The 22,785-nt window shown below is 46.0% G+C and carries 19 protein-coding genes; 17 read left to right on the forward strand and 2 right to left on the reverse strand.

The genetic code is table 11. The features are described 5' to 3' along the window. The first annotated feature begins 31 nt into the window (after positions 1 to 31). The 3 genes from recO to acpS all read left to right on the forward strand — a co-directional run bounded on the left by recO (position 32) and on the right by acpS (position 1,953). The gene (gene recO, locus AB4185_RS00325; protein ID WP_019826299.1) at positions 32 to 760 is read left to right on the forward strand and encodes a DNA repair protein RecO; all 729 of its coding nucleotides are present in this window, start codon (positions 32 to 34) and stop codon (positions 758 to 760) included. Then, positions 757 to 1,494, forward strand: coding sequence for a pyridoxine 5'-phosphate synthase (pdxJ, locus tag AB4185_RS00330; protein ID WP_372134648.1), 738 nt, complete (start codon positions 757 to 759; stop codon positions 1,492 to 1,494). The genes recO and pdxJ overlap by 4 nt, the downstream gene beginning before the upstream one ends. 78 nt (positions 1,495 to 1,572) lie before the next feature. Further along, positions 1,573 to 1,953 (forward strand): holo-ACP synthase, encoded by a 381-nt coding sequence (gene acpS / locus AB4185_RS00335; protein ID WP_017059039.1) that lies wholly within the window; start codon positions 1,573 to 1,575, stop codon positions 1,951 to 1,953. Positions 1,954 to 2,078: 125 nt separating this feature from the next. Here acpS and barA read toward each other — a convergent pair whose 3' ends face one another. Next, positions 2,079 to 4,892 (reverse strand): two-component sensor histidine kinase BarA, encoded by a 2,814-nt coding sequence (barA, locus tag AB4185_RS00340; RefSeq protein WP_229648158.1) that lies wholly within the window; start codon positions 4,890 to 4,892, stop codon positions 2,079 to 2,081. A 165-nt stretch (positions 4,893 to 5,057) separates the two neighbouring features. Here barA and rlmD point away from each other — a divergent pair, with 165 nt between their 5' ends. The 13 genes from rlmD to rpoS all read left to right on the forward strand — a co-directional run bounded on the left by rlmD (position 5,058) and on the right by rpoS (position 19,328). Then, positions 5,058 to 6,377, forward strand: coding sequence for a 23S rRNA (uracil(1939)-C(5))-methyltransferase RlmD (gene rlmD, locus AB4185_RS00345; RefSeq protein ID WP_102333133.1), 1,320 nt, complete (start codon positions 5,058 to 5,060; stop codon positions 6,375 to 6,377). Between the two features lie 134 nt (positions 6,378 to 6,511). Beyond that, positions 6,512 to 8,734 carry a GTP diphosphokinase gene (relA, locus tag AB4185_RS00350; protein WP_017059036.1) on the forward strand — a complete coding sequence of 741 codons (2,223 nt, stop codon included), beginning with the start codon at positions 6,512 to 6,514 and terminating at the stop codon, positions 8,732 to 8,734. 210 nt (positions 8,735 to 8,944) lie between these two features. Next, positions 8,945 to 9,742 carry a nucleoside triphosphate pyrophosphohydrolase gene (mazG, locus tag AB4185_RS00355; RefSeq protein WP_372134650.1) on the forward strand — a complete coding sequence of 266 codons (798 nt, stop codon included), beginning with the start codon at positions 8,945 to 8,947 and terminating at the stop codon, positions 9,740 to 9,742. Between the two features lie 150 nt (positions 9,743 to 9,892). Next, complete coding sequence (locus AB4185_RS00360; protein WP_017063214.1) at positions 9,893 to 11,533, forward strand: CTP synthase; 1,641 nt, start codon at positions 9,893 to 9,895, stop codon at positions 11,531 to 11,533. 81 nt (positions 11,534 to 11,614) lie between these two features. Beyond that, a complete protein-coding gene (gene eno / locus AB4185_RS00365) occupies positions 11,615 to 12,913 on the forward strand; it encodes a phosphopyruvate hydratase (protein ID WP_017063215.1) in 1,299 nt (432 codons plus the stop codon). Positions 12,914 to 13,314: 401 nt separating this feature from the next. Then, positions 13,315 to 13,596: a cell division protein FtsB gene (gene ftsB / locus AB4185_RS00370; RefSeq protein WP_010435786.1), complete on the forward strand. Its 282-nt coding sequence runs from the start codon at positions 13,315 to 13,317 to the stop codon at positions 13,594 to 13,596. Then, on the forward strand, positions 13,596 to 14,297 hold the full coding sequence (gene ispD, locus AB4185_RS00375; protein WP_017067355.1) for a 2-C-methyl-D-erythritol 4-phosphate cytidylyltransferase: 702 nt from the start codon (positions 13,596 to 13,598) through the stop codon (positions 14,295 to 14,297). The genes ftsB and ispD overlap by 1 nt, the downstream gene beginning before the upstream one ends. 2 nt (positions 14,298 to 14,299) lie before the next feature. Further along, positions 14,300 to 14,779, forward strand: coding sequence for a 2-C-methyl-D-erythritol 2,4-cyclodiphosphate synthase (gene ispF / locus AB4185_RS00380; RefSeq protein ID WP_004739053.1), 480 nt, complete (start codon positions 14,300 to 14,302; stop codon positions 14,777 to 14,779). A gap of 22 nt (positions 14,780 to 14,801) precedes the next feature. Then, positions 14,802 to 15,848: a tRNA pseudouridine(13) synthase TruD gene (gene truD, locus AB4185_RS00385; RefSeq protein WP_102394113.1), complete on the forward strand. Its 1,047-nt coding sequence runs from the start codon at positions 14,802 to 14,804 to the stop codon at positions 15,846 to 15,848. Positions 15,849 to 15,929: 81 nt separating this feature from the next. Then, positions 15,930 to 16,673 carry a 5'/3'-nucleotidase SurE gene (gene surE, locus AB4185_RS00390; RefSeq protein WP_017067358.1) on the forward strand — a complete coding sequence of 248 codons (744 nt, stop codon included), beginning with the start codon at positions 15,930 to 15,932 and terminating at the stop codon, positions 16,671 to 16,673. After that, the gene (locus AB4185_RS00395) at positions 16,674 to 17,300 is read left to right on the forward strand and encodes a protein-L-isoaspartate(D-aspartate) O-methyltransferase (protein ID WP_065584104.1); all 627 of its coding nucleotides are present in this window, start codon (positions 16,674 to 16,676) and stop codon (positions 17,298 to 17,300) included. A gap of 34 nt (positions 17,301 to 17,334) precedes the next feature. Beyond that, positions 17,335 to 18,249, forward strand: a complete 915-nt coding sequence (gene nlpD / locus AB4185_RS00400) for a murein hydrolase activator NlpD (protein WP_372134653.1) — start codon at positions 17,335 to 17,337, stop codon at positions 18,247 to 18,249. 98 nt (positions 18,250 to 18,347) lie between these two features. Next, complete coding sequence (rpoS, locus tag AB4185_RS00405; protein WP_017059027.1) at positions 18,348 to 19,328, forward strand: RNA polymerase sigma factor RpoS; 981 nt, start codon at positions 18,348 to 18,350, stop codon at positions 19,326 to 19,328. Between the two features lie 140 nt (positions 19,329 to 19,468). Here rpoS and mutS read toward each other — a convergent pair whose 3' ends face one another. After that, entirely contained in the window at positions 19,469 to 22,030 is a 2,562-nt protein-coding gene (gene mutS, locus AB4185_RS00410; protein ID WP_017059026.1) for a DNA mismatch repair protein MutS, read from the reverse strand. Between the two features lie 124 nt (positions 22,031 to 22,154). Between mutS and pncC the strand changes: the two genes are divergently transcribed. Then, complete coding sequence (pncC, locus tag AB4185_RS00415) at positions 22,155 to 22,649, forward strand: nicotinamide-nucleotide amidase (protein ID WP_029235458.1); 495 nt, start codon at positions 22,155 to 22,157, stop codon at positions 22,647 to 22,649. Positions 22,650 to 22,785 lie beyond the last annotated feature (136 nt).

Here is a 22,785-nt window from a genome sequence, read left to right on the forward strand (position 1 = left end):
CTCTTTTTGTATCTGTAATAAGGGTAAGTGATTGAGCGAAGGGTTACAGCGATGCTTTGTGTTGCACCGTCGACCATACAGTGAGTCGAGCCTGATCTTGGACGTCTTCAGCGAAGAGTTCGGTCGGGTGACGTTGATGTCTAAAGGCGCTCGCAGCAAGCGTTCCAATTTGAAAGGTGCATTACAACCTTTTACGCCGCTATTGCTTAAGTGGTCTGGTAATGGTTCGATGAAAACCTTACGCCAAGCTGAACCCATCAGCTTGGGGCTCCCTCTCGCCGGTATTAATCTGTATTCAGGCATGTACGTGAACGAGCTTATCGGTCGGGTATTGATGGCGGAAGTACCGATGCCTGCACTTTTTCACGACTATCTTCATGCTTTAACAGAGCTGGCGCATAATGATAATCCTGAGCCAGCACTGCGTCGCTTTGAGCTGGCTCTATTATCCGCTATGGGTTATGGCGTCGACTTTTTACACTGCGCGGGCACTGGTGAAGCGATCGATCCGAGCATGACTTATCGCTATCGAGAGCAGAAAGGTTTCATCGCTTCGGTGCGTCGAGACAACCTGACTTTTATGGGCGATGAACTTATCGCAATCAGTGAACGTAGGTTTATCACTAAAGAGCAGTTAAAAGCGGCAAAACGCTTTACACGCATAGCCTTAAAGCCGTATCTTGGCGGCAAACCATTAAAAAGTAGAGAGCTATTTATGCCAACAATAGCCCTCTCTAGAGCACGGAGTATTGGAAAATGAGCTCAATCCTTTTAGGCGTTAATATCGACCATATTGCAACACTACGTAATGCACGTGGTACTAAATACCCAGATCCAGTACACGCAGCTGAAATTGCTGAGCGTGCGGGTGCTGACGGCATTACTGTTCACCTGCGTGAAGACCGTCGTCATATCGTTGACCGCGATGTGCGTATTCTGGCTGAAACACTTCAAACTCGTATGAATTTGGAGATGGCAGTAACGGATGAGATGGTTCAAATTGCCCTCGATACTAATCCTGAGTTTGTTTGTCTGGTTCCTGAAAAACGTGAAGAGCTAACCACTGAAGGTGGCTTGGACGTAGTTGGTCAACTAGAGAAGATCAAAGCGGCGACGGAAAAACTGACAGCTGCTGGCATTAAGGTGTCTCTGTTTATCGATGCTGACCGTGAGCAAATCGACGCAGCAAAAGCGTGTGGCGCACCGTTCATTGAACTGCACACTGGTCATTACGCGGATGCTAAAACAGAAGAAGACCAACAAGACGAGCTGAAAAAGATTGCTGCAGGCGCAAGTTACGCAGACGATCTTGGTATCACAGTCAATGCGGGTCATGGTCTGACTTACCACAACGTAGCCCCAATTGCGGCTCTTCCTGAGATCTACGAGCTGAACATCGGTCACTCGATCATGGGACGTGCAGTGTTTGATGGTTTGAACAAAGCCGTTGCAGACATGAAAACCGTGATGGAAACAGCACGCAACAACGCTTAATTTTCTAAACAGTAAGCGTTAAGTCGTAAGCGACGAATTAGTAGAGTTAATAGATAGAAGTTTGTTAGTAGGGTAAGCATGGCTGTTGTTGGATTGGGTACAGATATCGCAGAAATTGAACGTGTTGAAAAGGCATTGTCACGAAGTGGTGACGCTTTTGCTCAGCGTATTTTGACTGATTCTGAATTTGAAGTATTCCAGCAACTCAAGCAAAAAGGGCGTTACCTTGCAAAACGTTTTGCTGCCAAAGAAGCGGCATCTAAGGCGTTAGGTACGGGTATCGCGCTGGGTGTGACCTTCCACGACTTTGAGATTTCAAATGATGAGCATGGCAAGCCAGTTCTGAGCTTGCATAAAAAAGCGCGTGAAATCGCAGAGGCGAATGGCACAACATCGATTCATCTGACTATCTCGGATGAGCGTCACTACGCTGTGGCAACGGTGTTACTCGAATCGTAAACAGATTATCGCGACTTTATATCTAGTGCTCTTGGCTCTAGACAGAAAAAAGCAGAGCTCATGAGCTCTGCTTTTTTATTGGCGGGTAAACCCTCTAAAGAATACTAGTGAGTAACAAGTACCCGCTAGGCCTTCGCCTGTTTCAAGTAGTGAATCGCGGTTGCTTGAACCTTATCTAATTCATCCTGAAGCTCGAAAAGCTCAGGTTCAATGTCTTCAACAGAAGTACCTGAACGCAGCTCTTTCTCTATTGTCGCACATACCGATTTTAGCCTTGGTACGCCGCTGTACGAGCTGCTGCCATGCATCTTGTGAATGATGTGTATCAGCTCTTCAACTGGATAGTCACTGTCTTCTATCGCTTTGTCTGCTGCCTCATACACTTCTGGAATAAAGTCGACGAGCATTTGCAGCATATCGCGTGCGAGGTCTTCTTTATTGGCGGCTTGTTTCATCGCAGCTTGCCAATCAATGATGATGTTTGTGTGTACGCTGGCTTCAGTTTCTGACACTGGACCGTTGTCGACTTCAGCGGAGACCGCTGGGTGGTCTGGATCTATTTTTTCGATGTGCTCAACCTCAGAGGTCGGGCTCCAATGAATCAGAACCTGCTGTAAAACATGCTCTTCAATAGGTTTGGTTAGGTAGTCATCCATGCCCGCTTCAAGCAGTCGATCTCGTTCGCCAATCATTGCATGTGCGGTCACGGCAATTACAGGTGTATTCGCATTGTTCGCCAGTTTTTTGATGTTCTGACAAGCGGTTACACCGTCCATCTGTGGCATTTGAATATCCATGAAGATGATATCAAATGGCGTCTCTGTCGCTTTGTCTATCGCCTGCTGACCACTGGTACAACTGATGACGGTTTCTACACGCTCTTTAAGCAGCGCGGTAATCAACTTAAGGTTGGCTGGGTTGTCGTCTACTGCCATCACAGTAAGCGGTAACTTCTCTTCAGAATGCGTTTCAATCGCTGGTGCAATCAAGGTAGGTGCCTGATTCGATACCAGAGTTTGCAGCAACTTCTTACGAGAAAGAGGCTTGGTGATGCACTGAACATCGACCTCTTTCATTAGTTGCTCACCCAACGCTAGCTCGGTACTTGGTGTACCAATAATCACGTTTTGAGCAATCTTCTTCGCACCGATCGCCCAACCACTCACAGTATCAAATTGATACTCTTGGTTGGCGGCTAGGTTAAGCAGAACGTAGTCATACGAGGTCGTCTCATCTGGCATCACCGAACGATACGTTACCACTAAGCCTTCTTGGGTTAGGATTTGCTGAGTAATCGATGCCGCTTGCATGTTTGGCTCGATAAGCAGCAGTTGTTTGTCTTGCAGACACTGCGTCTCAATCAGCTCTGTCATCGGCATATCAGTCGTTGATAGTCTCAAGGTGAACCAGAAGGTAGAGCCTTGGTGAAGACGACTGGTTAGGCTGATCTCTCCGCCCATTTGGCTGACCAGTTTTTGGGTGATAACCAGACCTAAGCCTGTACCACCATAGCGACGAGAGATACTTGCATCGGCTTGGCTGAAGGCTTGGAACAGCTGAGCTTGTTGACGCTCCGAGATACCAATACCCGTATCGCGAACCATGAACTGCAGCTCGATGTTGTCTTCGCTTTGTGAACGCAGCTCAACGCTGATATCAATATTGCCGCGCTCGGTAAACTTGATTGAGTTACCCACTAGGTTGGTTAGGATCTGCTGAATACGCAGTGGATCGCCCACCACACCTGGCGGTACTTTAGGGTCGATCTTCAGTGTCAGTTCTAGGCCTTTCTCATGAGCGTTGGTTGCTTGAAGGTTTACTACCTCTTCAAGGCTGGCTTGGAATTCAAATGGGATGTTCTCTAGGGCTAATTTACCGGCTTCAAGTTTCGAGAAGTCCAAGATATCGTTGATGATGCTAAGCAGGTTGTTTGCCGAGCGTTCAATGGTTTGCAGGTAATCGGTTTGACTGTTCGATAGGTGAGTCTTGAGCATTTGACGAGTAAAGCCAATCACACCGTTCAGCGGCGTTCTCAATTCGTGAGACATATTCGCTAAGAACTCAGACTTAACACGAGCCGCTTCTTGAGCGCGTTTCTTCGCGATGTCTAACTCAACGTTTTGAATCTCTAGCTGTTCAAGAGTTTCACGCAAATCTGATGTGGCCTGGTCGATACTGTGCTGCATCTCGACGTGATACTCTGATAGCGATACCGCCATCGCATTGATACCGTTTTTCAGCGAGTCTAGCTCACCATGCATCTTACCTTCGATACGCACATCTAGGTGACCTCGACGAATTCGGTCGACCATGTTTTTCATGTGTGTGATCGGTTGAGTGACATCGTGCATTAAGCGGAACGCAAACACGCCCGATAAACCAAGCCCGAGAATCAACACTAAGAATGCAGAGAACACTTCTTGATATTGCTGCAATCGAAGTGATGAAAGATCTAATTCAATCGCAATGTAGCCGATCGCTTGATTAGCTTGAGACTGACCGTTGGCTGAATTGATGTACTGGCCTTCGGCGATGATAGGTGTCCGCAGAATCAGCGTATTATCGAGCAGGTTCGATGAGCTTAAATGCGGGATCGGTTTATCTTTGGGGTAGGTCAGGCTTTCAAAATCGGGGTGGAAGTTTGAGGTTACAAACAACTCATGACGCTCATCAAACACCGCGATACTGCGCACTAGCTTAGAATTCTTTCGATGCGCATAGCTAATAAGCTGACGAACAGACTCTCGACTTTCGAGCTTCATGCCTGATTCACTCGCAATCGCAAGTGGCTCAATGATGCTAGTACCAGTGTTAACCACTTGACCTTCAAGGTCTTGATAGCGGTTAAATGAGAAAAATGCACTCAATAGCAACCCAATAATCAGGGTTGGAGCTAGAGTTAAGGTAATTACACGGGCTCTTAAGCCATATCTGGTCATGTTCTTTAATTACATCGAGGTCTGGATATGGGAAAATAACGCACACAATGGCGGTTAAGTGAACGGTAAGCTTAATCAAAGCCGTGACGTTCGACAATGATTCCAAGACATAATAGTGAGTCCTGGATACCAATTACTTATTAAAAGATACATTAGGCACAAGCAATGGCACGTTTTTTCCAACCAAAAAAGAAAACTCAACTCGAGACCAAGCATCAATCGGTTTTGGTTGAACGAATGGATCACAATGGCGCTGGCATCGCTTATCAAAAGAATAAACCGGTTTTCATTGATGGCGCATTGCCCGGTGAGCAGGTGGTTATTCAACTTACTGAGAGCAAAAGTAAGTTTTCGCGAGCTAAACTCATCAAGTTATTGAAGCCGAGCGAGCAGCGTTTAAAGCCGTTTTGTAAGCACTTTAATCAGTGTGGTGGCTGTCACCTTCAACACCTAGGTTACTCTTCTCAGGTTGAGCATAAATCGCAATCTCTGACGCACCTGATGAGCCAATACCAAACGGCGAACACTGAAGTTGCACAACCTATTGTCGGTGATGAAACCGGTTATCGACGTCGCGCACGTATCAGCCTATTTGTTGATAAGAAGACACAACAGCTTCAATTCGGTTTCCGTAAGAAGCAGAGTAAGCAGATTGAAAACATCACCGACTGTGCCGTGCTTGATCCTCGCCTTAATGTGTTGCTGCCAAAACTGAAAAATTTACTGAACACTTTCAACAGCCTTACGTCTTTAGGACACGTTGAATTGGTGTTGGGCGATACTGGCCCTGTTATGGTGCTACGTCACCTTAAGCCTCTGGTTGAAAAAGATGAGCAAGCGCTGATTGCGTTAGCAAAAGAAGAAGGCGCTACGCTGTATTCGATGCCTGAAACCGATAAGTTGGTTCGCTTAGTCGGCGATACACCTTCTTACAGCGAAACTGGCGTGACGTTACCGTTTGAGCCAAACCACTTTATCCAAGTAAACCAGAAAGTGAATCGGCAGATGGTGGCTCAAGCGATTGAGTGGCTAGAGCCTCAAGCGGATGAGCGAGTGCTAGACCTGTTTTGTGGTCTCGGTAACTTTAGTCTGCCTATCGCGCAACAATCGGCGTTTGTGGTTGGTGTAGAAGGCGTTGATGAAATGGTTCAGCAAGCCGCATCTAATGCAGCGTTAAATCAGTTAAGCAATACAGAATTTTACCAAGCTAACCTTGAAGAAGACTTATCTTCACAGCCTTGGGCAAAAGAGAAATTCGATAAAGTATTGCTTGACCCGGCACGTGCGGGAGCGAGTGGGATCGTTGATCAAATTTCAGCGTTAGGAGCGAAGCGTGTGGTTTATGTTTCGTGTAATCCTGCTACTCTAGCTAGAGATTCTGAGAGCTTAGAAAAACAAGGCTATCAATTAGCCAAACTGGGTATGTTGGACATGTTCCCACACACCAGTCATCTAGAATCGATGGCTCTCTTTATCAAGGCTTAGAGGCCCTTAAACAAGGCTTCAAATGAATCACAAAGGCGCAGGGAAGCCTGCGCTGATATCAATATGGTCGAACTAACTTGGAACCAGTTAGTCATATTGAATTGGGTATAAAACATAATAACTAGGAAGGCATGATGGTTGCGGTACGAAGCGCACATTTAAACCCAAGCGAACAGTTTGAGCTAGAAAGTTGGATTGCGTCATTGAATCAAGACGCAAAAACCTCGAATAAACTGATTAAAGTTTATCGTCACTGTGAAGAACTTTTAAAAGATCACGAGCAAGCATCGCTCTTGCTTTGGCGTGGCCGTGAGATGATCGAAATCTTGGTCACCTTGTCCATGGACCGTGCCACTTTAATTGCTGCACAACTTTTCCCCGTCGTCTCAAGCGGCGTTTTTGAGCGCGAAGCGTTTGAAGAAAGCTACGGTAAAGAAACCGTAAAGTTGATCGATGGCGTTGAAGAAATGGCGGCCTTAGGCCAGTTAAACGTGACCCTTGAAGGCAGTGCTGCCTCGGGTCAAGTTGATAACGTTCGACGCATGCTACTGGCTATGGTCGATGATTTCCGCTGCGTAGTCATCAAACTCGCTGAACGAATCTGTAACCTTATCGAGGTAAAAAAAGCGCCTGATGCTGTGCGTCGCGCGGCCGCAAAAGAGTGTTCTAACATCTATGCCCCACTGGCAAACCGTTTAGGTATCGGCCAACTTAAGTGGGAAATCGAAGATTACGCATTCCGCTATCAACAACCAGATACCTACAAGCAGATTGCAAAACAGCTGTCTGAGCGTCGTATCGTTCGTGAACAATACATCACAGATTTCGTTGATGATTTAACCGCAGAAATGCAGCGTTCAAACATCAATGCTGAAGTGAGTGGCCGACCAAAACACATCTACAGTATCTGGCGCAAAATGCAGAAGAAAGGCTTAGCCTTCGATGAGCTTTTTGACGTACGAGCAGTACGTATTATCGCTGACCAGCTGCAAGACTGTTACGCCGGCCTTGGGGTGGTACACACTAAATACAAGCACCTCCCGAGCGAATTTGATGACTATGTGGCGAACCCTAAGCCAAATGGTTACCAGTCGATTCATACCGTAGTACTTGGCCCTGAAGGCAAGACCATTGAGATTCAGATCCGTACTAAGCAAATGCACGAAGACTCTGAGCTTGGTGTGGCGGCGCACTGGAAGTACAAAGAAGGAGCTTCAAGCGGCCGTAGTGGCTACGATGAGAAAATCACTTGGTTGCGTAAACTTATCGACTGGCAAGAAGAGATGTCGGACTCTGGCGAGATGCTGGATGAGGTACGTAGCCAAGTCTTCGATGACCGTGTATACGCATTTACTCCACGTGGTGACGTGGTCGACTTACCAATGGGCGCAACCCCGTTGGATTTCGCCTACCACATCCACTCGATGGTCGGACACCGCTGTATCGGTGCCAAAGTAGCGGGGCGTATCGTACCGTTCACTCATAAACTATCGATGGGCGATCAAGTTGAGATCATCACGCAGAAAGAGCCGAACCCATCTCGTGACTGGTTAAATCCAACCACAGGTTTTGTTCATTCTGGTCGAGCTCGAGCGAAAATCAACGCTTGGTTCCGCGCACAAAGCCGTGAGAAAAACCTAGAAGCGGGTCGTGATATCCTGGAAGTTGAGCTAGCGAAAGTAGGCGCAACCCTAAAAGATGCTGATCAATACGCACTAAAACGCTTTAACGTGAATACGCCAGACGAACTCTATGCAGGTATTGGTAGTGGCGACTTGCGTATTAACCAAGTGGTTAATCACATCAATGCGCTAGTGAATAAGCCAACGGCGGAAGAAGAAGACAAGAAAGCGCTAGAGAAACTGCTTGAGTCGGAAAACAAGCCGGCACAACAGAGTCGTCCGAAGAAAGATGCGGTAGTGGTTGAGGGCGTTGATAACCTAATGACGCACCTAGCGCGTTGCTGTCAGCCAATCCCAGGTGATGTGATTAAAGGTTACATCACTCAAGGTCGTGGTATCTCAGTGCACCGCGCTGACTGTGAACAGCTAGGCGAGCTAAGCGTGCATGCGCCAGAACGTATCATTGATACCGTTTGGGGTAATGGCTTTGTCGGTTCATACATCCTAACGCTGCGTGTTGAAGCGCTAGAACGTAATGGCTTGTTGAAAGACATCACCTCACTGTTCTCGAATGAAAAGATCAGCGTGACCACAATGAAGAGCCGCATCGACTACAAGCGTCAGCTATCGGTAATGGATTTCGATTTGGAAGTGACCAATATTGAAATTCTGAGTCGCGTTACCAGCCGAGTAGAACAAATCAAAGATGTTATGTCAGTCAAAAGGTTGGGGTAGGCCAAAATACTATCCACGTCATTCCCTACAGTGAGGGACGAACGTGATAGGGAATCTCGTAAAGCGATTTGAGATCCCCAACTCGCTCATTCTTCGCTCTTGGGGATGACGGAAAGAATAGAAAGGTGAGTGGTTTTGGCTGCTCGCCTTTTTTAGTTTTAGAAGACGTTATAAATTTAAAAATCAAAGACAGTGAATAGGAAGAAAACGATGAATCACCCGATTGAACAACTTGAACAGATTATGACTAAGCTGCGCGATCCAGAAGGTGGCTGTCCTTGGGATTTGAAACAAAATTTTGAAACAATTGTGCCGCATACTATCGAAGAAACCTACGAGGTGGTGGACGCGATTCACAACAAAGATTGGCCGAACCTACAAGAAGAGTTGGGTGACTTGTTGTTTCAGGTGATCTTCTATAGCCATTTAGCGAAAGAACAGGGGTTGTTTGAGTTCTCTGATGTGGTTGATGGCATTAACGAAAAGCTAACACGCCGTCACCCGCATGTGTTCTCTGATACTGAGTTTGCCAGTGATGAAGAAATCAATGCCAATTGGGAAGCGGAAAAAGCCAAAGAAAAAGCACAAGCAGGCAAAACTCAAGAAAGTATTCTAGACTCAATACCAAACTCTCTACCTGCGCTTTCACGTGCTACAAAGATTCAAAAACAGGTAGCGAAATATGGCTTTGATTGGGACTCTATTGGCCCAGTGGCTAATAAGGTTTTAGAGGAAGTCGATGAGGTGCTGGAAGAGGCACTTCAAGTGACGCCAAATGAAGATTTGGTTGAAGAAGAGTTGGGAGACTTGCTGTTTGCGACGGTCAATTTGGTACGACATTTAGGTAAAAACCCAGAATCGGCACTCAATAAAGCCAATCTCAAGTTTTCGCGTCGCTTTAAAGGGGTGGAACAAAAAGTTCGTCAGCAAGATAAAAATTTGACCGATTTTTCACTACAACAGCTTGATTCCATGTGGGGTGAAGTCAAAGTGGCGGAGAAAAGATAACCAAAGCTTTTATCATGAATTGATTTGAAGCAAAAAATAAAAAATAGCAGTGTGATAGATTTCACGTTGTGGCGATAAGGGGCTTCTGGTATATTTTCATCCCGTCCAGAAGTAGTCCATTTCCCTCATTCAACCAATTTCAGGTTAAACATGACGACAAATTACATTTTTGTTACTGGCGGGGTTGTATCCTCTCTAGGTAAAGGTATTGCTGCAGCATCTCTTGCGGCTATTTTAGAAGCTCGTGGTCTTAAAGTGACTATGATGAAGCTTGACCCTTACATCAACGTTGATCCAGGCACTATGAGCCCGACTCAGCACGGTGAAGTGTTCGTTACGGAAGATGGCGCTGAAACAGACCTTGACCTTGGTCACTATGAGCGATTCATTCGCACCAAGATGACTAAGCGTAACAACTTCACTGCAGGTCGTGTTTACTCAGACGTACTAGCAAAAGAGCGTCGCGGTGATTACCTAGGTGCAACTATTCAGGTTATCCCACACATCACTAACTCTATCAAAGAGCGTGTAATTTCTGGCGCAGCTGGCCACGATATCGCGATCGTTGAAGTTGGTGGTACGGTTGGTGATATCGAATCTCTACCATTCATGGAAGCGATTCGTCAGCTAGCAGTAGAACTAGGCCGTGAACGCGCAATGTTCATGCACCTTACTCTAGTGCCATACCTAGCAGCTGCGGGCGAAGTGAAAACTAAGCCAACGCAACACTCTGTAAAAGAGCTACTGTCTATTGGTATTCAGCCAGACATCCTAGTTTGTCGTTCAGACCGCAACATTCCTTCGAACGAGCGTAAGAAAATTGCTCTGTTCTGTAATGTGCAAGAAAATGCAGTTATTTCTATGCGCGATGTTGACTCTATCTACAAGATCCCTCAGCTTATTAAAGCTCAAGGTACTGATGAACTTGTATGTAAGCGTTTCGGCATCACAGCTCCAGAAGCAGACCTGTCTGAATGGGAACAAGTAATTTACGAAGAAGCTAACCCAACGGGTGAAGTGACGATTGGTATGGTTGGTAAGTACATTGAACTACCAGACGCATACAAATCAGTAAATGAAGCGCTAAAACACGCGGGCTTGAAAAATCGCCTAAGCGTTAATATTAAATACGTAGATTCACAAGACGTTGAGTCTCGTGGCGTAGAAGTTTTAGAAGGCCTAGATGCAATCCTAGTTCCTGGTGGCTTTGGTGACCGTGGTGTTGAAGGTAAGATTCTTGCTGCTCAATACGCTCGTGAAAACAAAGTACCGTACTTAGGTATCTGTCTAGGTATGCAAGTAGCACTTATCGAGTACGCTCGTAACGTTGCGAAAATGGAAGGGGCACACTCTTCTGAATTCTGTACTGAAACTAAGTACCCAGTTGTTGGTCTTATCACTGAGTGGACTGATGGCGAAGGTAAAGTTGAAGAGCGTACAGAAACATCTGACCTTGGCGGCACAATGCGTCTTGGTTCACAGCTTTGTCACCTAGCGAAAGGGACGAAAGCTTACGAATTATACGGTAGCGCGACGATCCATGAACGTCACCGTCACCGTTACGAAGTGAACAACAATCTTCGTCCACAAATCGAAAAAGCGGGCCTAAAAGTATCGGGTCTATCTGCGGACAAGAAACTGGTTGAAGTTATTGAGAACCCGAACCACCCATGGTTCGTTGCTGCTCAATTCCACCCAGAGTTCACTTCAACACCTCGCGATGGTCACCCATTGTTTGCAGGTTTCGTTAAAGCGGCTGGTGAGTTCCAGCGCGGCGAGTTAGAGAAGTAAAAAGGAATACAGGTAGCTGCGTAAGTTGTGCTGCTACCTTTAAATTTGACATTTATATATTCAACGAGAAGGAAACATTCAATGTCTAAGATCGTTAAAGTTCTAGGTCGTGAAATCATCGATTCACGTGGTAACCCAACTGTAGAAGCTGAAGTACACCTAGAAGGCGGTTTCGTAGGTATGGCTGCTGCTCCATCTGGCGCATCTACTGGTTCTCGCGAAGCTCTTGAGCTACGTGACGGCGACAAATCACGTTTCCTAGGTAAAGGTGTTCTTAAAGCTATTGAAGCTGTAAACGGCCCAATCGCTGAAGCTCTAGTTGGTACTGACGCTAAAGCACAAGCTGACGTTGACCAAATCATGCTTGACCTAGACGGTACTGATAACAAGTCTAAGTTCGGCGCGAACGCTATCCTAGCTGTATCTCTAGCTAACGCAAAAGCTGCTGCTGCTGCGAAAGGCATGCCTCTATACGAGCACATCGCTGAGCTAAACGGTACTGCTGGTCAGTTCTCTATGCCTCTACCAATGATGAACATCATCAACGGTGGTGAGCACGCAGATAACAACGTTGACATCCAAGAGTTCATGATCCAACCAGTTGGCGCTAAAACTCTTAAAGAAGGTCTACGTATCGGCGCTGAAGTATTCCACAACCTAGCTAAAGTTCTTAAGTCTAAAGGCTACAGCACTGCAGTTGGTGATGAAGGTGGTTTCGCTCCTAACCTTAAGTCTAACGCTGAAGCTCTAGAAGTTATCGCAGAAGCTGTTGCAGCTGCTGGTTACGAACTAGGTAAAGACGTTACTCTTGCTATGGACTGTGCAGCATCTGAGTTCTTCGACAAAGAAGCTGGTATCTACAACATGAAGGGCGAAGGTAAAACTTTCACTTCTGAAGAGTTCAACCACTACCTAGCTGAGCTAGCGAACAACTTCCCAATCGTTTCTATTGAAGACGGTCTTGACGAGTCAGATTGGGATGGCTTCAAGCACCAAACTGAACTTCTAGGCAACAAACTTCAAATCGTTGGTGACGATCTGTTCGTTACAAACACTAAGATTCTTGCTGAAGGTATCGAGAAAGGCGTAGCTAACTCTATCCTTATCAAGTTCAACCAAATCGGTTCTCTAACAGAGACTCTAGCTGCTATCAAGATGGCTAAAGACGCTGGCTACACTGCAGTAATCTCTCACCGTTCTGGCGAAACTGAAGATGCAACTATCGCTGATCTAGCGGTAGGTACAGCTGCAGGTCAAATCAAAACTGGTTCTATGAGCCGTTCTGACCGTGTTGCTAAGTACAACCAACTTATCCGTATCGAAGAAGCTCTAGGTTCTAAAGCTCCTTACAACGGTCTTAAAGAAGTTAAAGGTCAATAATTCGTCCTATTTGGCACTGTAGCTGCGTTAACTGCAGAAGGTTCAATAAGTCACATAGGAAACTATGCTCCATAGCTGAATCTTCTTTGTTGCCTTGCTACAGCACCAACTAGTTAGAATTATGCACTAATACTTTTGAATGCCTCGCTTATGCGGGGCATTTTTTTGTCTGTAGAAAACTGAATGAAAGAAGCTCTAGGCTCTAAAGCTCCTCCTTGTCACATATAAAGTTCGTCATTCCCTAGACTGACGAAGGAAGGAGTAGGGAATCTCATTGTTTTCCTGACAATGACTCCCCGACTTATTGATTCCCTGACACCACATATCTCGCACCAATAAGCTCATTATGGTATATATGTGCCTTATTCTAGTTCCTTCTTTTTCAACCGGCGAAAGGTGTTATGCGAATTTTTGCTTTAGTACTGCTCATAGTGTTTGGCTGGCTACAACACACACTGTGGCTCGGTAAAAATGGTATCTCTGATTACTACGGTGTGAACAACGAAATCCAAGTTCAACAGCAAGTAAATGAAAAGCTGCATATTCGAAATGCAGAAATGTTTGCTGAAATTGACGATCTACGCCAAGGCTTAGACGCGATAGAAGAACGCGCACGTCATGAACTTGGAATGGTCAAAGAAGGTGAAACGTTTTATCGCATCATTGGTGAGGAATCCCATTAATGTCGACTCAACTTCAAAGCGTGATTGCCGTTGTACCTGCGGCGGGCGTCGGTAGCCGAATGAAGGCAGACCGCCCTAAGCAATATCTCAAGATTCACGGCAAAACAATTTTAGAGCACACCATTGAGAAATTACTGTCTCACCCACAAGTCGCTCAAATTGTCGTTGCGATCAGCGATGATGACCCATACTACCCTGATCTAGCACTCAACCTGAACCCGCAAGTGATCAGAGTGTCAGGCGGAAGCGAGCGAGCGGACTCTGTACTCTCTGCGCTAAACTATATCGCTGAGCAGCAGCTTAGTGATTGGGTAATGGTTCACGATGCGGCAAGGCCGTGTGTTCAGCTAAGTGATATCGACAAGCTAATTTCCGGCGCGATGAGCCATGATGTGGGCGCTATTTTAGCGGCTCCAGTTCGTGACACGATGAAGCGCGGTGCCCAAGGGCAGATCGAGCATACCGTTGAGCGTGCCGATTTATGGCATGCACTTACGCCGCAAATGTTCAGAGCAAAGCCTCTGTGGAAGGCATTAAGTGAGGCGTTGCAACAAGGCGCTTCAATTACTGATGAAGCCTCAGCCTTTGAATGGAAAGGTTTATCGCCCGCTTTAGTGGCGGGGCGTTCAGATAATTTTAAGATTACTCAGCCTGAAGATTTAGCGCTTGCTGAGTTCTATTTAAGTCAGAATAAGGAATAATGATGATTCGTATTGGCCATGGCTTTGATGTACATAAGTTTGGTGGTGAAGGCCCGGTAATTATTGGTGGTGTAAGCATCCCTTACGAGCAAGGTCTTATTGCACACTCAGACGGTGATGTTGCCCTTCATGCGTTATGTGACGCTCTATTGGGTGCGATTGCTGCGGGTGATATTGGTCGTCATTTCCCTGATACCGATGACGAATGGAAAGGTGCGGATAGCCGTGAGCTACTGAAAGATGTTTATCGTCGAGTAAAAGAGCAAGGCTACGTGATTGGTAATGCCGATATTACTATCATGGCGCAAGCACCAAAAATGGCGCCTCATATAGACTCTATGTGCCAAGCTATTGCACAAGACTTAGAAACCAGCATCAGTAATGTGAATGTAAAAGCGACGACCACAGAGCGTTTAGGTTTTACAGGTCGCAAAGAGGGCATCGCATGTGAAGCGGTGGTCCTAATTACCAAAAGTGCGTAAGCACCAACACGAAAAGAACAGCATGTCAGATATTTTATCTTCATTGGCTTATCTAAACGGTAAACCAACTGCGAAAGCAAAACTAAAAGCAAAAGCCGAACACTTTGTCGTTAATGAAGACTTGGGTTTTGAATTTACCGGCGAAGGCGAGCATCTCATGGTTCGCATCCGTAAAACGGGTGAGAACACGAGCTTCGTAGCAAACGAGCTGGCTAAAGCTTGCGGTGTTAAGTCGAAAGACGTGAGCTGGGCGGGTTTGAAAGACCGCCACGCTGTGACAGAGCAGTGGTTGAGTGTACACCTACCAAAAGGTGAGCCTGACTTTTCAGGGTTCTTAGCACAGTACCCAAGCATTGAGATCTTGGCGACAGCAAGACACAACAAAAAGTTACGTCCGGGTGATTTAGTTGGCAACCAATTCGAGCTGACTTTGTCTGAAGTAACAGACTGTGATGATGTCGTAAAACGTTTGGAAAAAGTCGCTCAAGTGGGCGTGCCAAACTACTTCGGTGCTCAGCGTTTTGGTAATGAAGGTAACAACTTATCTGAAGCTCGTCGTTGGGGCCGTGATAACGTTCGTACTCGTAACCAGAATAAGCGCAGCTTGTACCTTTCTGCGGCTCGCTCGTGGATTTACAACCTGATCCTGTCGGACCGTATTGAGCAAGATGCGTTTGCATCGGCATTGGTTGGCGATATTGTCATGAAAGACGGCGCTCAACTGGCAGTAACAGCAGACAACATTGAAGCTGTAAACCAAGACATTGCGAACGGTTCTGCTTTGATAACTGTTGCTTTGGCTGGCGATAATGCCTTACCAACGATTGATGAGTCTCAAGCGTTAGAGCAAAAACATCTTGATTCTGAACCTGACCTAATGGCGCTGATTCGCGGTAACCGCATGCGCCATGACCGTCGTGAAGCATCGTTAAAACCAACCGATTTAACTTGGGAAGTGAACGAAGATAATGTCACTCTTAAGTTCTCTCTAGACGCAGGTTGTTTCGCAACCGCTATCGTTCGAGAGTTGGTTGAAGAAGTACACGTAGAGAGAACCTACGAGCAATAACGATTCTGCTTGGAGCTGAGTCACTTGATATTGGAATTTAAGTGACTTGGCTTAGCATGGGAACAAAAGAAAGGATACAAGATGAAGATTTTACTCAGCAATGATGATGGTGTGCACGCTCAAGGTATTCATGAGCTAGCAAATGAATTACGTGATCTTGCTGAAGTTATCATTGTGGCACCTGACCGAAATCGCTCAGGTGCTTCAAATTCATTAACTTTAGAACAACCTTTGCGCGTTCAAGAAATTGCAGAAAATACCTACTCGGTACAAGGCACGCCGACCGACTGTGTGCATTTTGCGTTAAATGAACTGCTCAAGAACGATATGCCCGATCTGGTTTTAACGGGTATTAATCACGGTGCTAACCTTGGTGACGATGTGCTTTATTCAGGCACAGTCGCAGCCGCAATGGAAGGGCATTTCTTAGGCGTTCAATCGGTGGCATTTTCATTGGTGGGTAAAAAACATTTTAAGACAGCGGCAGCGATTGCTCGTCGTATCGTCGAACAACATTTAGTCAACCCAATCCCAACTAATCGCCTGTTAAACGTCAATGTGCCTGATTTGGCTTTAGAACAACTCTCTGGTACTCAAGTTACGCGCCTCGGTGCTCGTCACCATGCCGAAGATATGATTAAGCAAAAAGACCCTCGTGGTCATGATATCTATTGGCTTGGTCCTCCGGGAAAAGAACAAGATGCTGGTGAAGGTACGGACTTTTATGCGATAGAGCATGGCTTTGTATCGGTAACACCGCTACAGGTTGATTTAACGGCGCATGAGTCGTTGGGTGCGATGGCGACATGGTTAGGAGAGAAGTAAGTGAGTAATCCACAAGCAGAGCGCTTAGTTACTTTTCTGATTGAAAATGGCATTCAAGATCAGAAAGTGCTTGATGCGATTTACCAATTACCAAGAGAGAGCTTTTTATCACAGGCGATGTATCATCAAGCTTATGATAATAATGCGCTGCCTATCGGTCAGGGTCAGACAATCTCACAGCCATACATTGTTGCTAAAATGACAGAGCTACTTGAATTACAACAAGATAGCCGTGTCTTGGAGATCGGAACGGGTTCTGGTTACCAAACTGCGGTATTGGCTCAACTTGTTGATCATGTGTATTCGGTTGAAAGAATAAAGTCGCTACAATGGGATGCCAAGCGTAGGTTGAAGCAACTCGATTTCTACAATATCTCAACTAAGCACGGTGATGGTTGGCAAGGTTGGTCTTCAAAAGCCCCTTTTGATGCGATTATTGTCACCGCCGCTGCAGAGTCGATTCCTCAAGCGCTTCTGCAACAGCTGAAAGATGGCGGTCGTTTACTGATTCCAGTCGGTGATGACGAACAGCAACTATTGAAGATCGTTCGACACGGCGATGAGTTTTTATCGAGTGTTATCGAGATGGTGAGATTTGTACCTCTTGTTCCTGGTGAGCTAGCTTAATAAAAGACTAATGGTGTAGGTGGATAGAGAGTCGATGCGTTCGAAGTTGTTAAAAGGAAGTACTTTACTGCTTAGCTGTGCCCTTGTTGGGTGTGCAGCGAATTCGCCTGCGCCCGTTTCAAACCTAAACAAGAATTACTCATCGATTGATCGTGGTAGTTATCGTGGCAGTTACTATGAAGTTAAAAAAGGCGACACCCTTTACTTCATTGCTTATGTCACCAATAAAGACGTTAAAGACCTCATCGGTTATAACAAGTTGTCTGCTCCTTACACTATCCACCCAGGGCAGAAGCTTAAGTTATGGCGTCCTAGCTACAACGCGCCAGCGTATGGTAAGTCAACGGTAGCGGCAGCAGCAGTTGCTGCGCCTGTCGCCGCACCCACAACGTCATCTGCGGCAAGTAAACCGAAAACCACACCACAAAAGAGCAAAAACTCTAAACCGGCTCCAGCTCAAACTACCACCAAAGTGGTGAAAAAAGATCCACCAAAGAAGGTTGAACAATCCAAATCAAAGGAGTATGTTGGTTCTAAAGGTAAACAGAATGTTACACCGTCCACCAAACCAACAAGTGATAAAGTATCCAAATGGTTATGGCCAACTAAAGGGAGAGTAATCAAGAATTTCTCTGTAGGCGAACAAGGAAATAAAGGCATAGACATAGCAGGACAGCGAGGTCAGCCAATAGTATCTACTGCAGGGGGAACGGTTGTTTATTCGGGTAATGCACTACGAGGCTACGGCAATCTAGTGATTGTGAAGCACAATGATAATTACTTAAGTGCATACGCGCACAACGACCGACTATTAGTATCTGAAGGGCAAAGTGTGAAACCAGGGCAGAAGATTGCAACAATGGGAAGCTCTGGAGCCAGCAATGTTAGGCTGCACTTTGAGATTCGTTACCAAGGTAAGTCCGTTAATCCAAAACGATATTTACCTTAAATACAATATGCAAAAATTACGTATTGTATGGAGTGACATAGTCATTTAGCGACATATGAAGTTGTAATGTCATGCTAATTTCGCCAGGGGGAGGCGTTATGAGTATAAGCAATGCAGTAACCAAAGAAGAGTTCGATCTTGACCAAGCAACCACGGAACCGGAAGCTCTTGGAAAAGCAAAACGAACAGTCACTAAGAAAACCGAAGCGAAAGAAGAAGTTGAAGTTACGTCTAAAAGTTTAGATGCCACTCAACTCTACTTAGGCGAAATTGGTTTCTCACCACTACTAACCGCTGAAGAAGAAGTGCTATATGCACGTCGAGCTCTACGCGGTGATGAAGCAGCACGTAAACGCATGATCGAAAGTAACCTGCGTTTAGTGGTAAAAATTTCACGTCGTTATAGCAACCGCGGCCTTGCACTTCTCGATCTAATCGAAGAAGGCAACCTAGGTTTGATTCGCGCCGTAGAGAAGTTTGATCCAGAGCGTGGCTTCCGCTTCTCAACTTACGCGACATGGTGGATTCGTCAAACCATTGAACGTGCGTTAATGAATCAGACTCGCACTATCCGTTTGCCAATCCATGTTGTGAAAGAGCTGAACATCTACCTACGTACTGCAAGAGAGCTATCACAAAAGCTTGACCATGAACCAACGGCAGAAGAAATTGCTTCTAAGCTAGATAAGCCGGTTGGTGATGTGAGCAAGATGCTTCGTCTAAACGAAAGAGTGAGCTCTGTTGATACGCCAATTGGTGGTGACGGTGAGAAAGCGCTGTTGGATATTATTCCAGACATCAATAATTCAGATCCTGAGGTTTCAACTCAAGATAGCGATATCAAGAACTCGTTGATTTTCTGGCTTGATGAGCTGAATCCTAAGCAGAAAGAGGTGCTTGCGCGTCGCTTTGGACTACTGGGTTATGAACCGTCAACATTAGAAGAAGTGGGCCGCGAAATCAGCCTGACTCGTGAACGTGTTCGTCAAATCCAAGTTGAAGGTCTTCGCCGTCTACGTGAGATTCTTATCAAGCAAGGTCTGAATATGGAAAACCTGTTCAACGTAGAAAACGACTAATTGAACGGATGATGCTTCTCTAAATAGAAGACAAATAAAAACGCTGACTTTAAGTCAGCGTTTTTTTGTTTGTGGCTTTGGTATTTCATGCCGTCTAATCAAAATAGCAGTACGGCCATAACAAGCTACTTGGTAAGAAACTAAAGCAGCTTCTTCAAGCGGTAAAGTTCTTCTAATGCTTGGCGAGGAGTTAGATCATCAGGATCAACATTCGCTAGCGCTTGCTCTACTTCACTCGGTTCTGGGATCAGGCTCAGTTGGTTTGCGATATCGACACCGCTTGGCTTCGATGTTGGCGACTCCATACTTAACGCTTCTAACTGAGTCAGCTTCGCACGAGCATTCTTGATCACTGCTTTCGGTACGCCAGCTAAACCTGCAACCGCTAGACCATAAGATTTACTTGCAGCACCTTCTTGAACTGCGTGCATAAAGGCAATGCTATCACCATGCTCAACCGCATCTAAGTGTACGTTTGCTAAAGTTGGAAGTTGGTTAGGTAGTTCAGTTAGCTCAAAGTAGTGCGTTGCAAACAGTGTCATCGCATTGATTTGATTGGCTAGCCACTCTGCACTTGCCCAAGCCAGAGACAGGCCATCGTAAGTACTGGTACCACGACCGATTTCATCCATTAGCACAAGGCTGTTTGGTGTTGCATTGTGCAGGATATTTGCGGTTTCTGTCATCTCAACCATGAAGGTTGAACGGCCAGAAGCCAAATCATCGGATGCGCCAATACGCGTAAAGATACGGTCGATAGAGCCGATGGTTGCGCTTTCTGCAGGAACATAACAACCGATATGAGCCATCAATGCGATGAGTGCCGTTTGGCGCATGTAGGTCGATTTACCACCCATGTTGGGACCCGTGATGATCAGCATCTTACGTTGATCATTCAGGTCGATAGGGTTAGCAATGAAAGGTTCGTCCATCACTTGTTCAACAACAGGGTGACGACCGGCCTGAATTTGTACGCCAGCAGACTCTGTCATGGTTGGACGACAGTAATCAAGGGTATCTGCACGCTCAGCCAAGTTCTGTAGAACATCAAGCTGAGATACTGAAGAGGCGATATTTTGTAGGCGCTCTAGATACGGCAGTAGTAAGTCAAACAACTCTTCCCACAGCTGTTTCTCGATAGCGAGTGCTTTCGACTTAGAGTTAAGTACTTTGTCTTCGTGCTCTTTTAGCTCAGGAATGATGTAACGCTCAGCATTTTTCAGCGTTTGACGACGAACATAGTGTGGCGGCACAAGATGGCTTTGCCCACGGCTTACTTGAATGAAGAAACCATGTACGTTGTTGTAGCCAACTTTTAGCGTGTCGATGCCATGACGTTCACGCTCTTCTTGCTCAAGCTTATCAAGAAATTCAGTTGCGCCAGCTGCAAGGTCGCGCCATTCGTCTAACTCGGCATTGTAGCCTTCTGCAATCACACCACCGTCACGGATAACCACCGGTGGGTTCTCTTTGATTGCACGTTCAAGCAGCTCAGAAACCTCATCCACAGGAGAAGCATATTGAGCAAGTTGAGTTAGGTATGGGTGCTTCAGTTGCGTCAGTGTTTCAGCAAGCTCTGGCAAATATTCCATTGCTTGGCGAAGACGCGCCATATCGCGAGGGCGAGCAGAGCGAAGTGCTAATCGAGCGAGAATACGTTCGATATCACCAATCTGTTTTAAGGTTGGCTGTAGTTCTGTGAATAGAGCCAAATCTTTCATTTCACCAATTGCATCTAAGCGCTGATCGAGTGCAGATATATTGCGCATTGGTTGATGTAACCAACGCTTAAGCATACGGCTACCCATTGCTGTCGCAGTGTGATCAAGTACTTCGGCAAGGGTGTTATCAGTACCACCCCCAAGATTTTGCGTGATCTCCAAATTACGACGAGTTGCAGCATCAAGGATCACCGAGTGATCTTGTTTATCCATCGTGAGTGAACGGATATGAGGGAGGGCAGTACGTTGGGTATCTTTCACGTATTGGATCAAACAACCAGCCGCACATAGACCCAGTTTCGCGCTTTCTACGCCAAAGCCAACCAGATCGCGAGTACCAAACTGCTTATTCAATTGCTGCTTAGCGGTGTCTAATTCAAATTCCCATACAGGGCGGCGGCGGTTGCCATTACGGCTTGCCATTAAATCGACGGGTTCGAAATCTTCAGGGAACAGCAGCTCACGCGGAGAGGTTCTTTGTAGCTCAGCGGCCATCGCTTCTTCTGTTTCTGGCTCGCAAAGTTGGAATCGGCCAGAGGTAATATCAAGTGTCGCATAACCGAATTTACCGTTGTGGTGATAAATGGCTGCAATTAGGTTATCAACGCGTTCAGAAAGCAAGGCTTCGTCGGTTACGGTACCCGGTGTCACGATACGCACTACTGCGCGCTCAACAGGGCCTTTTGAAAGTGCTGGATTACCAATCTGTTCACAAATTGCTACGGACTCACCAAGTTGCACTAACTTTGCAAGGTATCCTTCAACCGCATGGTATGGAACACCTGCCATCGGAATCGGTTCACCATTTGATGAGCCACGCTTAGTCAGTGAAATATCGAGGAGTTGAGAGGCTTTTTTAGCGTCATCGTAGAAAAGCTCGTAGAAATCGCCCATGCGGTAGAACAGCAGAATTTCTGGGTTTTCTGCTTTCAGTTTTAGATACTGCTGCATCATGGGAGTATGTTTTTGATCGGCTTTCACAGTTAACTTCTTTCGTTTATTTCTATTGCGGCTTAGGATACGTGAAAGCGTTTCGTGCGAAAAGCGGCTGATGCGAAAAGATGCGAATCCAAATGATATGACAGTAAATAAAGGGAAGCAGATGATGCAGATGACTCAAGACCTTAGTGAGCAGCTTGGACATTTACTCGCTAAACACAAACACGTGTTAGTGACGGCTGAATCTTGCACTGGCGGAGGTGTCGCGAGTGCAGTCACCGATATTGCGGGCAGCTCTGGATGGTTTGATCGCGCTTTTGTTACGTACAGCAATGAAGCCAAACAAGAGATGATCGGTGTACAGCTTAAAACCTTAATGGAGTTCGGCGCCGTGAGTGAGCCTGTCGTAATAGAAATGGCGAGCGGGGCATTGCAACATTCAAACGGGACGATCTCTGTATCAATCAGTGGCATCGCTGGCCCAGGTGGCGCGACCGAAGATAAGCCTGTTGGTACAGTATGCTTCGCGTGGAAAGCGCTAAATGGCTGGGATAAAGTAGAAACGCATGTATTTACAGGCGACAGATCACAAGTACGCCAACAAGCCACGCACCATGCCCTGCAAGTTATTTATGATTACCTATCAATGGAAGGTAAGTAACATTTGTACAAATTATTTTCATACAGGTATAGACACTGTATGAATCAACAGTATAATGAAAGCCAATTAGTCACCCCTATGTGGGTTAGAAATAGATTCTAGATCGCTTGTTGAGACAACCGATTATGTGGAGATA

It is taken from the genome of Vibrio sp. 10N.286.48.F5, assembly GCF_041469785.1.
GTDB lineage: Bacteria > Pseudomonadota > Gammaproteobacteria > Enterobacterales > Vibrionaceae > Vibrio > Vibrio crassostreae_C.

Bases quoted from the DNA above. Each gene is read 5' to 3' on its own strand.
- ispF (WP_004739053.1), top strand. From the start codon at position 14,300: ATGATTCGTATTGGCCATGGCTTTGATGTACATAAGTTTGGTGGTGAA.
- mazG (WP_372134650.1), top strand. From the start codon at position 8,945: ATGAATCACCCGATTGAACAACTTGAACAGATTATGACTAAGCTGCGC.
- pdxJ (WP_372134648.1), top strand. From the start codon at position 757: ATGAGCTCAATCCTTTTAGGCGTTAATATCGACCATATTGCAACACTA.
- ispD (WP_017067355.1), top strand. From the start codon at position 13,596: ATGTCGACTCAACTTCAAAGCGTGATTGCCGTTGTACCTGCGGCGGGC.
- rlmD (WP_102333133.1), top strand. From the start codon at position 5,058: ATGGCACGTTTTTTCCAACCAAAAAAGAAAACTCAACTCGAGACCAAG.
- AB4185_RS00360 (WP_017063214.1), top strand. From the start codon at position 9,893: ATGACGACAAATTACATTTTTGTTACTGGCGGGGTTGTATCCTCTCTA.
- pncC (WP_029235458.1), top strand. From the start codon at position 22,155: ATGCAGATGACTCAAGACCTTAGTGAGCAGCTTGGACATTTACTCGCT.
- ftsB (WP_010435786.1), top strand. From the start codon at position 13,315: ATGCGAATTTTTGCTTTAGTACTGCTCATAGTGTTTGGCTGGCTACAA.
- acpS (WP_017059039.1), top strand. From the start codon at position 1,573: ATGGCTGTTGTTGGATTGGGTACAGATATCGCAGAAATTGAACGTGTT.
- eno (WP_017063215.1), top strand. From the start codon at position 11,615: ATGTCTAAGATCGTTAAAGTTCTAGGTCGTGAAATCATCGATTCACGT.
- rpoS (WP_017059027.1), top strand. From the start codon at position 18,348: ATGAGTATAAGCAATGCAGTAACCAAAGAAGAGTTCGATCTTGACCAA.
- barA (WP_229648158.1), bottom strand. From the start codon at position 4,892: ATGACCAGATATGGCTTAAGAGCCCGTGTAATTACCTTAACTCTAGCT.
- surE (WP_017067358.1), top strand. From the start codon at position 15,930: ATGAAGATTTTACTCAGCAATGATGATGGTGTGCACGCTCAAGGTATT.
- nlpD (WP_372134653.1), top strand. From the start codon at position 17,335: ATGCGTTCGAAGTTGTTAAAAGGAAGTACTTTACTGCTTAGCTGTGCC.
- relA (WP_017059036.1), top strand. From the start codon at position 6,512: ATGGTTGCGGTACGAAGCGCACATTTAAACCCAAGCGAACAGTTTGAG.
- truD (WP_102394113.1), top strand. From the start codon at position 14,802: ATGTCAGATATTTTATCTTCATTGGCTTATCTAAACGGTAAACCAACT.